General features: G+C 72.6%; 5 protein-coding genes. 3 read left to right on the top strand and 2 right to left on the bottom strand.

Translation table 11 applies throughout. The features are described from left to right. Positions 1–26 precede the first annotated feature (26 nt). Positions 27–7,082, bottom strand: a complete 7,056-nt coding sequence (locus tag ACIA8Q_RS26260; RefSeq protein WP_396317759.1) for a ricin-type beta-trefoil lectin domain protein — start codon at positions 7,080–7,082, stop codon at positions 27–29. A gap of 404 nt (positions 7,083–7,486) precedes the next feature. Between ACIA8Q_RS26260 and ACIA8Q_RS26255 the strand changes: the two genes are divergently transcribed. Further along, positions 7,487–11,818 (top strand): ricin-type beta-trefoil lectin domain protein, encoded by a 4,332-nt coding sequence (locus tag ACIA8Q_RS26255; protein ID WP_360215948.1) that lies wholly within the window; start codon positions 7,487–7,489, stop codon positions 11,816–11,818. A gap of 66 nt (positions 11,819–11,884) precedes the next feature. On the opposite strand, the gene hemE is transcribed toward ACIA8Q_RS26255, so the two are convergent. Beyond that, a complete protein-coding gene (hemE, locus tag ACIA8Q_RS26250; RefSeq protein ID WP_387901895.1) occupies positions 11,885–12,898 on the bottom strand; it encodes a uroporphyrinogen decarboxylase in 1,014 nt (337 codons plus the stop codon). A gap of 236 nt (positions 12,899–13,134) precedes the next feature. On the opposite strand from hemE, the gene ACIA8Q_RS26245 reads away from it, so the two are divergent. Both ACIA8Q_RS26245 and ACIA8Q_RS26240 read left to right on the top strand, forming a co-directional pair. Further along, positions 13,135–13,797, top strand: coding sequence for a DUF3000 domain-containing protein (locus tag ACIA8Q_RS26245; protein ID WP_360215942.1), 663 nt, complete (start codon positions 13,135–13,137; stop codon positions 13,795–13,797). Between the two features lie 320 nt (positions 13,798–14,117). After that, on the top strand, positions 14,118–14,834 hold the full coding sequence (locus tag ACIA8Q_RS26240) for a response regulator transcription factor (RefSeq protein WP_360215939.1): 717 nt from the start codon (positions 14,118–14,120) through the stop codon (positions 14,832–14,834). Positions 14,835–14,966: the final 132 nt, after the last annotated feature.

The raw sequence follows: 14,966 nt of genomic DNA, 5'->3' as shown, positions 1-14,966 counted from the left end.
CTTCGTTCCTTCTCGACCGGTCCGGTCTACGGTTCGGCGGTGCCGGCCGTGGCGCAGTAGGCGATGAAGCCTATGACAAAGACCACGGCCGCTCCGAAGTTGGTCTCCTGCTGCCTGGTCATGATCGGACCGTGCACCTCGAACCCGCCGCCGCCGTCACCGCTGCCCGCGGTGGGGGCGTGCGGCATCTCGCCCGGTGTGGCCGGGGCGGTGTTCGCCGTCGCCCCGGTGATCGGCCGGGTGGTGGTCCAGCCGGGCCTGCGCCCGCGTTCGCTGAGCGGGACGGGCGAAGGCTGCGGCACCGGGACGGGGTGCGGGACGGGGTCGGGTTCGCCGCCCCGGTTGTCCTCCTTCGACCACTTGTAGGTGATGATGCCGTCGGACTTGCCGTCCTTGGCGGTGATGAACTCGGCCGGGTTGGCCATGTTGGGCACCGGACCGAGTTCGGTGCCGAGCCTGCCGCCGGCCTTCACCGTCCGGGTGTCGCCGCTCGCGATCAGCATGACCTGGAGCTGGCGGACGTAGCGGGCGAGCTGCGCCGGCCCGGCGGCCTCCGCGCCACCGCCCTCGTGCTTGACCTCCCAGACCAGGACCTCGTCCTTGCCCCACTCGACGATGTCGGCGTAGCCGGGCTTCTTGTTGCCCTTGGACGAGCCCTCACGGACGAAGACGTCGTTGTCGAAGTCGTCGTACGGGCGCTGCGCCTTGAGGTAGGCGGTGGCCATCAGGACGGCCGTGTCGTGCCGCGGCGTCCAGACCTTCCACCACTTGTACTCCTCCTCCGTCGCCGGCTCGTCGTCCCCGAGGTCCCCGGGTTCGACGTCGTCGCTGGCGGTCTCCGGGGTGCTGGCCTCGGCCTGCCGCTTGGCCCGCTCCTGCTGCATCTGCCATTCGCGCAGGTCGGGGTCGTAGAGGCCGGACGGGTCGCTGCGGTTGACCGGGTCGCTGTGGGAGTAGCCGTAGCTGTTCCACTGCTGCGGGTCGTCGGGGACGAGGACCGGGTCCGGGCTGACGAAGCGTCCGGTGCTCGGCTGGTACTGCCGGGCGCCGAGGTTGGTCAGCCCGGTGACGTCGTCCTTGAGGCCGCCGACGAAGCCCTTGTCGCCGGCCCAGACGCCGGCCGCGGGCTGGGAGCCGCGCGGGTTGCCGAAGGGGTCCATGGCCCGCCGGGTGACGGCGAGGCTGGTGGCGTCGACGGTGAGCAGGCCGCTGTTGTGGTGGTCGGCGAGCTGGACGGTCATCCCGCCGGCACCGACGCGGACCATGGTGAGCCCGCCCGGGACGGGGTAGTACCGGGTGCCGGTGAGGGTCTTGGCGACGGAGTCGTAGACGAGCTCGTCGCCGGCCAGGTTGACGGTGGTCTTCCCGGGGTTGCGGCGGACCAGCTGGTTGCCGTCCGCGTCGTAGACGTAGCTGGTGGTCTGGCTCGGGGCGCTCCACTTCTGGCCGGCCGGGACGGTCGACCCGCAGTCGTTGACCACGAGGGCGGTGCTGTTGGTGCTGACGTCGCCGGGGACGGCCAGGCAGCGGGCCGCGCCCGCGTTGAGGACCGTGCCGTCGGCGCGCGGCGTCCACTTCTGGGCGGCGCCGCCGTCACAGGGCTGGAGCTGCACGGCGGAGCCGGCCGCGGTGCCCGTGGCGGTGAGGCACTTGTCGAACACCTTGAGCAGGCTGCCCGCGGTGGAGAACCGCTGGCCGCCGCCGGTGCCGCAGGTGTAGATCTGCACGACCGTGCCGTTGGCGGAGCTGCCGCCGCGCATGTCCAGGCACTTGCCGCCGACGCCGGTGACCGGGCCGGCCTGGGCGTAGGCGTCGAGCTTGCCCTCGGTGTTCCAGGTGAGGTCGGCGGTGCCGGTCCTGGAGGTGTAGATCGAGGTGGTGTTGCCGCCGGCGTCGTAGGTGTCGCGGCCGGAGACGGTGGTGGCGGCGCCGACCGTGGTGCCGGTGCCGGTGAGCGCGTGCGGGCCGCCGTTGCCGGCGGAGGTGTTGACCGTCCCGGGGGCCGGGAAGGTCTGGGTGGTGACGGTGTCCTTGGTGGAGTCGCCGCCGGTGTCGTGCTGGACGAACCGGGTGCGGTTGCCCGTCACGTCGTAGCCGTACTCCTGCCAGTACGGGTTGCCGCCGCCGACGGTGGTCAGCGCCGGTGCGACGGCGCCGCTGGTCGGGCTGGTGTTGGTGCAGCGGCCCTGGTCCAGGGTCTGGTGCTGCTGCGGGTCGGGGACGGTGACGGTGCCGGTGTCGGTCCAGGCGGTGGTCAGCCGGCCGAGGCTGTCGTAGCCGAAGCACTGCAGGTCGCGTGCGGCCGGGTTGTTGTCGGGGACGGTGTTGATGGAGGTGACGCGACCGGAGTCGTCGTAGGTGTAGCCGGTCTGCTGGACCGCGCCGGTGGTGGAGGTCTGCTTGTCCAGGAACTGGTTGCGCAGCCGTCCGGTGGCCTGGTCGTAGTCGTTGGTGACGACGACCTGGGTGGCCCAGGGGTTGACGGTGGAGCGGACGACCCGGCCGTAGGCGTCGTACTCGGTCTGGGTGTCGTACGTGGTGGCGCCCGCGTACTTGAACATCTGGCCGTAGTCGTTGTACGAGAACGCGACGTCGTCGACCGGCAGGCCGCCGAGGGCGGGGAGGATGCTCTCCTTCAGGTTGCCGGTGATCTTGTCGTAGGTCGCCGTGCTGGTGTACGTGAACGTGCCGGTCTGGCCGATCTCGCTGCCCGGGATGCTGACCGTCGCCCCGGTCTTCCGGTAGGCGTCGTCGTAGCCGGTCACCGCCGTGGTGTAGGCCTGGCCGGTCGCGCCGCCGACGTAGCGGGTGGACGAGGTCGGCTTGCCCTTGACGACGGTGTCGTAGACCCAGCCCGCCAGCTGGTTGGCCGGGGCCACCGTGCCGTCGTACTCACCGGTCTTGCGGCCGGTGAGGTCGTAGGTGAAGGCGAGCCGGCGGCTGCGGCCGTCGGTGGTGGTGGCCACCCGCGAGGCCTCGTCGTAGGTCTGCACGACGCTGCCGGTGTCCGGGTCGGTCGCGGAGACCTGGCGGTGCCGCAGGTCGTAGCCGAAGGACCAGCGGTTGCCCGCGGCGTCGGTGCGCGACTCGGGCCGGCCGTCGACGGTGTAGGTGTACGTGGAGACCACCGCGTCGGCGCGGTTGCCGGTGGCGGTCGGGGTGTTGTACTGCCAGCGCTCGACGGTGTGGTTGCGGGCGTCGGAGACGGCGCTGGTGGGCCAGGTCCCGGCGGGCGGGAGCAGGTCGACCCGGTCCACGCCGGCGTACGTCGTGGTGGTGCGGTTCTGCTCGACGCCGAGGGACCAGGAGGCGACCACCACGGCGCGGCTCTGCCCGTCGTAGGTGGTCCGGGTCTGCAGCGGGACGGTCGAGTCGTCGGCCGTCACCAGGGTCGAGGTGGGGCCGGAGTCCTTGTTGTACCAGGCCGGGTCGGCGGTCTTGGCCCGCCCCTGCGAGTCGTAGCGGGTCCCGGAGAGCATCCGGCCGGTGTAGGCCGGGTTGGCGGGCGAGGTCTGGGTCTGCCGGGTGCGGCCGAAGCCGTCCAGGATGTCGATCTTGCGGGTCTGGACCGGGGTGCTCAGGTCGCGCTTGAGCACCAGGGTCGTCACCGAGGACGGGACACCGGTCTGGTTGGACAGGTTGTAGGCGTAGCTGACGTTGGGGTTCGGGTTGGCCCCGGGGGTGCGGCCGGCCAGCCAGACCCCGGTGAGGCGCCCGAGGGAGTCCCAGGCCTGGGTGCTGACCTTGTTGTTCGGGTCCTTGACGGTCAGCGTGTTGCCGCGGCGCGGGTCGATGGTGGTGACGGTGTCCCAGGTGGCGTTGGCCACGCCGGGCACCGGTGCCGAGGAGGTCAGCGTGGACGGGATCTCGCCGGCCGCGGCGGCCGCGTACGAGGTCCTGGTGGTCGCGCCGCCCGGGTGCTGCGCGTCCTTGACGGTCAGCGCGGTGACGGAGTCGGTGCGGCCGTACTTGTCGAAGGTGACGTTGGTGGTGGTGGTGAAGGTGGCGCTGCCGTCGGCCTCGTAGCGCTCCAGCTCCTGGGAGCCGCTCGGGTTGGCGGTGGCCGCGGCCTGGCCGTACGGCAGGTTGTCGTACAGCACGCGGTTGCGGGAGACGGTGTTCCCGGCGTTGGCGGTGGCCGTGCAGGCGTTGGCGCCGGAGACCGTGAGGGTCTCGGCGGCCAGGTCGGTGCGGACCGGGTCGGGCCCCTGCGCGTACGCGGTGAGGGTGCAGACGTCGGGCAGCCCGTCGGCCTGGTCGAGCACGCTGCGGGCGCGGTTGGCGTGGTCGCTGTCGGACACCGTGGTCTTGGTGGTGGTCCGCCAGGTCTGGTCGGCCTTCAGGCCCTGGGTGGTCGTCGAGCGGGTGGTCGCGGTGTAGCGCGCCACGAGGTCCGGCAGCCCGTTGCCGCGCGGGTGGGTCGCGGTGGCGACCTCACCGGAGGCCGCGTTGACGGTGCGCGAGGTGACCTTGCCGTCGGCCTGGTCGAACACCTCGGTCTGCAGGACCTGGCCGCCCAGCCAGTCGACGTCCACGACGTCCCGGCCGAGCGCGTCGGTCAGGTGGACGCTGCGGGTGCTGCCGTCCTTGCGGACGTCGCCGTCCATGCCCTGCCGGTAGGTCGCGCGGCTCTGCGACCTGGGGCCGTCGTTGCCGCTGCCGATGGTGGTGGTGACCACCCCGAAGCCGCGGAAGTCGCCCCAGGTGCGGGCGTTCGCCTCGGTGAGCTCGGCGTCGTCGCGGTGCCAGCCGGGCTTGGCGTAGGCGTACTTGGTGATCTTCTGCGGGGCGTCGGTGGCGGTGTCGTTCTCGGTCAGCGAGGCGACGGTGTAGTGGTTGAACCAGTCGAGGACCGGGTCCGACCCGGCCACCGAGCCCGGCGGCAGCCAGCGCACCGGGTAGCAGCCGAGGCTGTTGTCGTCCTCGGCCGCCGGCATCACCTTGTTGATCCGGGAGCAGGCCGGCAGGTTGTAGTCGACGTTGAGGACGCCGCCGGTCTCGTTGTGGATCTGCTGGATGCGCGGCCGGTTCATCAGCGGCGGCGCGGGCACCAGGTCGGTGCCGTCCACCCGGTTGGGCAGCATCACCGGGGTGAAGCTCACCGCCGGGGTGCTGAGCTGGGTCGCGCCGGCCTTGCCGGTGCGCACCACGGAGTCCAGCCACAGGGCCTTCTGGCTGGTGTTGTCGTTCGGGTTCGGGAACGAGTGGTTGAGCTGGTAGGAGTCGACGTCCTGCCAGGCGTTGTTGACCCGCACCTGGGTGGCGACGCCGGAGAGCCGCTTCGTGGTGAAGTAGCTCGGGCCGTAGTGGGTGCAGGTGCCGTCCTGCTTGCACTCCTGGTCGACCGGCACGTCGGGCCAGTTGGTCTTGTTGGCCTCGGTGCGCTGGGACGGGTCGCAGTTCGCGGTGTCCACGCAGCGCTCGGCGGTGGAGAAGACGACCTTCGCGGCGGGCTGCAGGCCGCCCTTGGCCGCGACCTGCTCGTCGAGGCGCTGGCCGTACGCGATCGTGGCGGGCAGGTTCGCCCGGGTGTAGGAGGTGCGGGTGCCGTTGCCGTTGTTCTGGCCGCCGCCACGGGCGTACCAGTTGGTCTCCGGCGACCACGTGTAGGTGGTCAGGTTGCCGCGGGCGTCCACCACGTAGTCCAGCGAGAGCCGCTGCCACATCTGGCACCAGGAGGCCTTGCCCTGGCCGGAGTCGTAGCACGGGTCGCCGCTGTCGGGCGAGTAGACCGGCACGGTGGAGACCGAGTTGGACGCCGGATCGCTCTTGTCGCCGCCGGGCAGGTGGTTCAGGCCGAAGTAGTACACCGTGCCGGAGGAGTCGGTGACCTTCGCGTAGGCGCCGTCCCGGGCGTCGTTGCCCGCGCCCGAGCCGAACTCGATCCTGGTGCCGTCGTCGTCCTTGAGGTGCCAGACGCCGGTCGCGGCGTCCGTGGTGGCGCCGGAGGAGCCGGCGTTGCGGTCCCGGACCAGCTGGCCGGAGTGCGAGCCGAGCGAGAGGGCCGCGTTGAAGCCGGCCCAGCACTGGTCCCCGGAGCCCTTGATGCCGTCCTTGTCGCAGGGCTTGAAGCTGCGCTCGATGAAGCCGGGGTTGAGCTCCCAGCCGTCACCGACCCAGGAGGCCTGGGCGTTGGTGGCCGAGGTCTTCCCGTCCACCGTCGAGGAGTTGTACGAGAGCGCGACCGCGGGCGGCTGGCCGCCGAGCGACGGCGGCACCTGGACCGGGTAGCTGTACGTGAGGGCGCCGGAGGAGCTGCCCGCCGCCCAGGCGGAGGAGGGGGTCAGCGTGGAGGCGTTGTAGCTGCCGCCGCCGCCCGAGGAGGTGGTCTCGGCGGCCAGCAGCAGCGGGGCCGCCGCGGGGGCCTGGGCCGAGGCCCCGCTCGCGGACGCGGCGAAGGAGGCCTTCACGGCACCGCCGGCCGGCACGGCCGGGTCGCCCGCGGCGGGCAGCGACACCTCGGCGACGATCCGCTTGGCGGCGGCGTCGTAGCGGGCCGGCACCGGGGTGCGGACCTGGCAGGAGGGGAGCTCGGGGGTGGTCGCGGCGCACGCGGGCAGCGTGACCAGGCGGCCGCGGGAGGCGAACTCGCCGCCGGTGGCCGCGTCCAGCGCGGCGGAGTCGACGCCGACGGTGACCGGCACGGCCTCCTCGGCACCGCCCCGCCCGTCGGCGGCCGCACCGGCCGCCCGCTGCGCCGTGAGGCTGAAGACCAGCCCGTCGACGCCGGACACCCGGGCGCTCGCGCCGTCCTTCTGGACCACCGTCACCGCCGCGGCCGACGCCGCGGCCTCCGGCTTCGGGGCGACCCAGACCGGCAGCGCGCCGGCCTTGACGGGGGCGTCCGGCCGCGCGGCGGCGAGGTCCGCGGTGGCGGACCCGTGCACCGCCGGCGCCACCGCGGGCGCCCTGCCGGCCCGCTGCGGCACCGGGTAGTGCGGTGCAACCGCGGCGGCCTTGGCGGCGTCGGTGACCTTGACGGAGGTGGTGCCGGGCAGCGGGGTGCCGGGCGGCTGCCACACCTTGGAGAAGTCGGGTCCGCTCGCGGCCTGCGCGGCCGGTCCGAGCAGCGAACCGGCCACCGCCAGGGCGATCGGCCCGGCTATCCATCGCCAGGGAATTCCCCTGCGATCGGGTCTGTCCGGAATTGACACGTTCCCACCCCCGTTTTCTTGAAAGAGATTTGACTGGTCATCGGCACAGTCGGTTGCGGAACCTAGCAGCCGGGTATGTCGCCCCACCAGCGAGAAAGCGTCCGGCAGGCGGGGTGATCCATCTCACTGACCGGCCATTCGGTTCTTTTTGCGCCAAAATCCCGACACGGCCCTTGCGAAGGTTTTGTCGACGAGGCGTGAGAACTGCCAGGGTGCGCTTGACCTCTGCGTATCCGCACTCGCGGAGCGCGTCGCACACCCGGGGGAGCCCGATGCCACGCATACCCAGACCCGCCAGGCCGACCAGACGGTCGACCGCCGCCGCGGTCTCCTTGGTCCTCACGACCGGCCTGTTCACCGCCGCGCCGTTCGCCGCCCACGCCGCCACCGGCACACCGGCCCCCACCGCGCCGGCCACCGCGCCCTCCGGGCAGCCCACCCGCCCGACGCCGGACCGGATCCAGAGCGCCGTCGAACGCGCCAAGCGCGAGGGCAAGGACGTCCCCGTCCCCGAACTCACCGACGAGTACACCACGGTGGTCGCGACGGCCGAGGGCAAGCTGCGCTCGGAGCAGCACGAGCTCGCGCAACGCGCCAAGCGGACCGACGGCTCCTGGGCCCCCCTCGACGACACCCTGGTCAAGCGTGGCGACGGCACCGTCGCCCCCACCACCGCCAGCGGCGACCTGGTCATCTCCGGCGGCGGCGACGGCCCGCTGGCCACCATGACCACCAAGGACGGCAAGCAGCTCGCCGTCTCCTCGCCGTTCCCCGGCAGGCTCCCCGCCCCGAAGCTGACCGGCAACACGGCGCTGTTCAGCGGCGTCGCGCCGGACACCGACCTCGAGGTCACCGCCACCAAGTGGGGCGGCTACACCACCGTGGTCGTGCTGCGCACGCCCGCCGCCGCGGCCAACCCGGCCGCGCGCAACCTCGTCTTCCCCACCACCACCAAGGGGTTGGAGCTCGGCAAGGACGCCACCGGCGCGCTGACCGCCTCCGCCGGCGGCACCCCGGTGTTCACCGCACCGACCCCGCAGATGTGGTCCGCCAAGGAGGCGCGCACCCCGGCCGCCCGGGCCGCCGCGAAGTCCGCCGCCGCCGAGCCCGCGTTCGCCGCGGCCCCCCGCGCGGCCGCTCCGGCCGCCCCGGCCGCCGGACAGGACGCCGCCGCCGGCGCCGCCACCCGCACCGCGCCGGACGCCCCGAGCACCACGGCCGGTCCCGGCTCACTCGCCACCGTCGCCGACATCCCGGTGGCCGAGGCCAAGGTGGCCCAGGCCGGCGGGAACGGCAAGGGCGCGATCACCCTGACCCCGAGCCCCGACCTGCTCGACGGTGCCAGCACCTCGTACCCGATCTACGTCGACCCGTCCTGGGGCCAGGACGCCCGCGGCAAGCAGCACCACGCCTGGGTGATGCAGGCCCACAACACGACCGGCAACTTCGACCGCACCGGCTCCAACGACCGCGACCGCCCCGGCTCCGGCTACCAGGGCTGGGAGTCCCCGTACGGGATCGAGCGGGCGCTGTTCGAGTTCGACCTCAACGGCTACGCCGGCGCCACGATCAACTACGCCAACCTGCGGATCAACCAGTACATCTCCTCGGACCACTCCTGCTCGACGACCTACCCGGTCAACCTCTACCGGGCCCGTGAGTTCGACTCCTCGGTGTCCTGGAACAACCACGAGGTCCGCGAGTGGCTCGACGGCAAGAACGTCGCGGGCAACGGCACGCTCTCCGAGTGCTACAACGACCTGCCGATCGACTTCAACATCACCAACGCCCTGCGCGACGGCATCCGCAACACCGGCGTGCCGCTCGCCTTCGCCGTGCTCGGCCAGGAGGGCAGCGGCCAGCGGATGGGCTTCAAGCGGTACTCGTACGACGCGACGCTCAGCAGCCAGTACGACTTCCCGCCGCGGGTGCCCGGCAACCCGCACACCTACCCGACCCCGCACCGGGTCACCAGCTCCGACACCGACTCCTGCGCGGACGTGCCGGTCTCCTCGTACGGCTACGTGACCGCCACCAACACCACGCTCAAGTCCACGGTCAGCAGCCCCAACCAGGGCCAGCTCACCGAGTACGTCGGCATCTGGGACAACACCACCGGCGGCAACACCGTCAACAACGGCTGGTCGGGCTTCGTCGGCACGGGCAGCGAGGCCTCGTACGACCTGCCGGTCGGCACCCTCCAGGACGGCCACTACTACGGCTGGCAGACCCAGGGCGACGACGGCCTGCTGCGCGGACCGGCCTCGACGGTCTGCCACTTCGCCGTCGACATGACCCCGCCGGTGTTCACGTTCGGCGCCTTCACCGACCCGGCCACCCAGTTCCCGCCGGCCGGCAACGGCCAGACCACCAAGCTCCGGCTCGGCGACACCGGCCACATCCCGGTGGTCGCCTCCGACCCGAGCCCGGGCGCCGGCCTGGTCTCCTCGGGCCTGGCGTGCGTCCAGTGGGGCTACGACCCGCAGCTCTCCGGCGCGCAGCAGACCTGCGGCAACGGCGGCACGCTGTCGATCGGCGACATCACCACCAAGCCGACCCACTGGGGCACCAACACCCTGTACGCGCGGGCGATCGACGAGGCCGGGAACTCCTCCCAGACCGTCTCCTACTCGTTCTACGTGCCGTGGGCGCCGGGCCCGGTCGCCTTCGGCGACACCACCGGCGACGCCCGGCCGGACATCCTGCTCGCCGACACCGCCGGCAACCTGATCGCCCACGGCCGGGCCACCGACCCGGGCAACACCAGCGTGCCGCCCACCGGCACCGCCGCACCGGCCGCCCAGGCCCCGGGCGCCGACGCCGCCACCAACCCCCGGACGTGGAAGGACTACCGCGTCGCGCACCGCGGATCGGTGGACCCGACGACCAACCTGGACGACCTGTTCGTCCACAAGGACCCGAGCGGCCCGGGCGCGGGCGACGGTGACGACGCCCTCTACTACTACTCCAACACCCTGTCCGACCCGGGCCGCTTCACCCGCGGCACGATGACCCCGCTGGACCGCCCGGACTGCGACACCGCGTACGCCACGTCCTGCGCCGGCCACCACGACGGCGGCAGCTGGTCCCAGGCCCGCCAGATCACCCCGATCGGCTCGGCCAAGGACACCCGCACCCCGAGCCGCCAGGTGACCGACGCCACCGGCGTCTTCGCGATCGACTCGGGCAACCTCTGGTTCTACCCGGTCAAGACCAACCACACCCTGGCGGCGCCGTCGCTGGTCTCCACCGGCAACTGGGACGACAAGGACCTGATGGTCCCCGGCAACACCCTCGCCATCGGTGCCGCCACGGCCACCACCCCGGCCCTGTGGGTGCGCAACCGGACCAACGGCGACATCTTCCAGTACGCGCTGACCACCGCCGCCCGGCCGGACGGCTCGACCACGGTGACGGCCGTCACGGCCAGCCCCGCCGCCAGGATCGGCTGGGGCGTCAACGGCACGGGCTTCCCGACCATGGGCGCCGACGGCGACCTGACCGGTGACGACGTGCCCGACCTCTGGGGCGTCGACCAGTCCGGGACGATCCACGTCTGGCCGTCGGCCGTCACCAACGGCCAGGTCACGGGCTACGCCGGCGACCACTTCCGCGGCACCACCCAGGCGCCGTTCGTGCAGTTCCCGCTGACCGGCGACGCCAAGGCCAACCCGGCCGCCCAGAACGGCACCGCCGCCAACGTGTCCTTCGCCGACGACACCGTCGACGGCCGCACCACCAAGGTCGCGGTGTTCGACGGCACCGGGGCCAACAAGTCCACCGTCACCGGCGCCCGGAACGCGGTGGACGCCCGCCAGAGCTTCACCATCAGCACCTGGGCCTACCTGGCCAAGGACGACTCCGGCGTGGTGGTCAGCCAGGACACCCAGCACGGCAGCTCGTTCATGATCTACGCCGACCACGGCGCCTGGCGCTTCGCGATCGCCAACGGCGACAACGACCAGTGGCCCTACGACTACGACAACGCCACCGGCCCCGCCGGCGCGTACCGGCTCAACACCTGGACGCAGCTGACCGCGAGCTACAACGCCGCCACCGGACAGATGAACCTGTACGTCAACGGCAGCCTGGCCGGCACCGGCCAGCACAACGCCTCGACCAGCCCGGCCCCGAACGGCAACCTGGTGCTCGGCCGCTACCGCGCCGCCAGCGCGCCGTCCAACTTCCTCACCGGGCGGATCAGCGACCTGGCGGTCTACAACTCGGCGGTCGCGGCGACCACCGTGAACAGCCCGGTCCGGTTCTCCGCACACATGGGCCGCTGCCTGGACGCGCCGAACAACAACACCGGCAACGGCATGCACCCCCAGCTGTGGGACTGCAACGGCACCGACGCCCAGCGCTACAGCCTGAACGCCAACGGCACGCTCACCATCAACAACCAGTGCGTGGCCGCGAGCGCCAACGGCACCGCGGTGGGCACCCAGATCATCCTCTGGAACTGCCTCGGCGAGGGCGGCCAGCAGTGGCGCTACCGGGCCGACGGCAGCATCTACAACCCGCAGTCGGGCCTGTGCCTGGACGTCCCCTGGGCGAACAGCAACGCCGGCACCACCCTCCAGCTCTTCACCTGCAACGGCACCACCGCGCAGCGCTGGAGCATCCCGACCGTCAGCACCCCGGTCCTTCCCGTGAACCCGTAGCGGTCCACCGGAACGACGGAAGGGCCCGTCCCCCCGAGGGGGGCGGGCCCTTCGCCCGTTCCGGGGTCAGCGCGCGCTGGCCTCGTGCACGAAGGCGACCAGACGGCTCAGCGCGTCCGGGTCCATCGAGGGCATGACGCCGTGGCCGAGGTTGAAGACGTGGCCGCTGGTGCCGAGCGCCTCCGCGGCCCGCAGGACCTCGCGGGCCTTGCTCTCGACGACCTCGGTGGGCGCGAACAGGACGGCCGGGTCGAGGTTGCCCTGCAGGGCCTTGCCGGGGCCGACCCGCTCGGCCGCCACGTCCAGCGGCACCCGCCAGTCGACGCCGACGACGTCCGCGCCGGCCTCGCCCATCAGGCCCAGCAGCTCGCCGGTGCCGACGCCGAAGTGGATCCGCGGCACGCCGTAGGAGGCGACGGAGTCGAAGACCTTGGTGCTGGACGGCATGACCGAGCGGCGGTAGTCCGCCGGGGCGAGCGAGCCGACCCAGGAGTCGAAGAGCTGGACCGCCGAGGCGCCGGCCTCGATCTGCACCTTCAGGAAGGCGGAGGTGATGTCGGCCAGCCGGTCGACCAGGGCCGCCCACAGCTCGGGCTGCCCGTACATCATGGCCTTGGTGTTCTCGTGGTTCTTCGACGGCCCGCCCTCGACCAGGTAGCTGGCCAGGGTGTACGGCGCGCCGGCGAAGCCGATCAGCGGCGTCCCGCCGAGCTCGTCCACCAGCAGGCCGACGGCCTCGGTGATGTAGGGGACGTCGTCCGGCTCCAGCGGGCGCAGCCGCTCGAGGTCCGCGAAGGTGCGGATCGGGTCGGCGATGACCGGCCCGATGCCGGGCTTGATGTCGACGTCGATGCCGACCGCCTTGAGCGGCACCACGATGTCGCTGAAGAAGATCGCCGCGTCCACGCCGTGCCGGCGCACCGGCTGGAGGGTGATCTCCTTGACCAGCTCGGGCCGCATGCAGGACTCCAGCATGGGGATGCCCTCGCGGACCTTCAGGTACTCGGGCAGCGAGCGGCCGGCCTGGCGCATGAACCACACCGGGGTGTGCGGCACCGGCTCGTGCCGGCAGGCGCGCAGGAACGCGGAGTCGTGCGCGGCGCCGCGGCGCGCGGGGGTGGTTCGGCCGTCGAGGGCGGCCGCCGTGGTGTCTGCCGTAGTCTCGCTCACGGGTCAAATCTTCGCACGCGCCCCGGGGCGCTCTCTCCGGGCCGGCTCGTCGGTTCCTCCAAGATGTGGCCCGGTTTGCCGTTCCGGCACGCCGCTCGGACGGAAGTTGCGGCGTTAACCGGGGTTCTCGACCTAGTCTTCGGGTCATGGCAGCGGTCGGCGGGCACCCCGCACAGGGTGGCGGAGCAGGTGGCGGAACTGGTCGGGAGGGGGCGCCGAGCGAGTTCCGGGCCGCCGTGGAGGCCCTCGACGGGGCCCGACTGCGGCCCGAGGTCCAGCTCTCCCCCGCCCCGGCGCCGCGCCGGCTGGCCCCGTACGCGTTCGCGGTGACCGCCTCGGTGGAGGTGGACGGCGAGGAGCTCGCGGACGGGCGGCTGGTGCTGCTGCACGACCCGGCCGGGCAGGAGGCCTGGAACGGCGAGTTCCGGGTGGTGACGATGACCCGCGCGGAGCTGGAGCCGGAGATGGCCGGCGACCCGATGCTCTCCGAGGTCGGCTGGGCCTGGCTGCTGGACGCCCTGCAGACGCACGGCGCCGGGTACGCGGAGCCGTCCGGCACGGTGACCCGCTGCGCCTCGCAGTACTTCGGCGGCCTCGCGGACCGCCCCTCCTCGACCGAGATCGAGATCCGGGCGTCCTGGACGCCGGCCGACGGCCGGTTCGAGCGGCACCTGGCGGCCTGGGGGGACCTGCTGTGCACCAGTGCAGGCCTGCCGCCGGTCACCCCGGCCCCGCAGGCGCCGGCGGACGTGCCGTCACTCGGCGGAGTGGTCCCGATGCCCGCACGGCGACGCCCGCGCTCGCACTGACGAGTGGCGTCCGGCCCGGACGGCACCGGCCGGTCCGACGCCACCCCCAGGGCTGACAGCGTGTGACTTCCGTCGCGCTCTGCGTCAATTACCCGGCCGAAACCGACCGATTCATGACGAATCTGATCGATTTTGTGCGAATACCAGGCATGTCGCATCAGTCATATGCGCGATTTGTCCGTATTGTTACTCACTAGATCGTGATCTTTCGCTAAAGCCGGGCACGGTAGCTGCCGAAGCAGACTGTGACCCTTTCCGAACGCGGAACACTCCGACCGCCCCCATCGGGGTTCCGTCCGCCACTCCCCGCAGGAGGCCTGGTGTCGGTCCTTCTTGAGCACCCCGCAAACGTGGTCGCCTACCGGCCGACCAAGCCCACCGCCATGGTGGTCATCGCCGATCCCCGCGTCCGAAACACCGTCACCCGCCACCTGTGGGCGCTCGGCGTCCGGGACGTGATCGAGGTGTCCTCGATCGCCGAGGCCCGCCCCCGGGTCTCCACCCCGCGCGACATCTGCGTCGCCGACGTGCACCTGCCGGACGGCTCCGGGCTGACCATCCTGGCCGAGACCCGCGCCGCGGGCTGGCCCAACGGGCTGGCGCTGTCCGCCGCCGACGACATCGGCGCGGTCCGCAGCGCGCTGGCCGGCGGGGTGAAGGGCTACGTCGTCACCGGCACCCGCACCAACGTCGCGATGCCCGGCCGCCCGGGCCTGCCGCTCGGCGCCGCCGGACTGGCCGGGCGGATGCGCCGTCCGGGCATGCCGGGCGTGCCGGGCGCCACCGGTGCGCCGGGCGCCCACGGGGCCCCCGGTGCACCGGGCACCCAGCAGTCCGCCTACCGCGAACTGTCCGGCCGTGAGGTGGAGGTGCTGCGGCTGGTCGCCGAAGGTCAGTCCAACAAGGCCATCGGCGTGGCGATGGGCCTCTCCGCCCTCACCGTGAAGAGCCACCTCGCCCGGATCGCCCGCAAGCTGGGCACCGGCGACCGGGCCGGCATGGTCGCGGTCGCCCTGCGCACCGGCATCATCCACTGAGCCGATCGGACCGGACCGCCGCGGGGGGGGGGGGGGGGCCGGGCGGCGCAGGCGCCCCCCCCGCCCCCCCGCGGGCCCCCCCCCCCCCCCCCCCCCCCCCCCGCCCCCACCCCCACCCAACCCCCCCCCCCC

The organism is Kitasatospora sp. NPDC051705 (genome assembly GCF_044453265.1).
Lineage (GTDB): Bacteria > Actinomycetota > Actinomycetes > Streptomycetales > Streptomycetaceae > Kitasatospora.
Note: the sequence above shows the minus strand (reverse complement) of the source record. Positions and strands in the feature narration are given on the sequence as shown.

Coding starts and splice junctions, on each gene's coding strand:
- ACIA8Q_RS26245 (WP_360215942.1), top strand. CDS start 13,135: ATGGCAGCGGTCGGCGGGCACCCCGCACAGGGTGGCGGAGCAGGTGGC.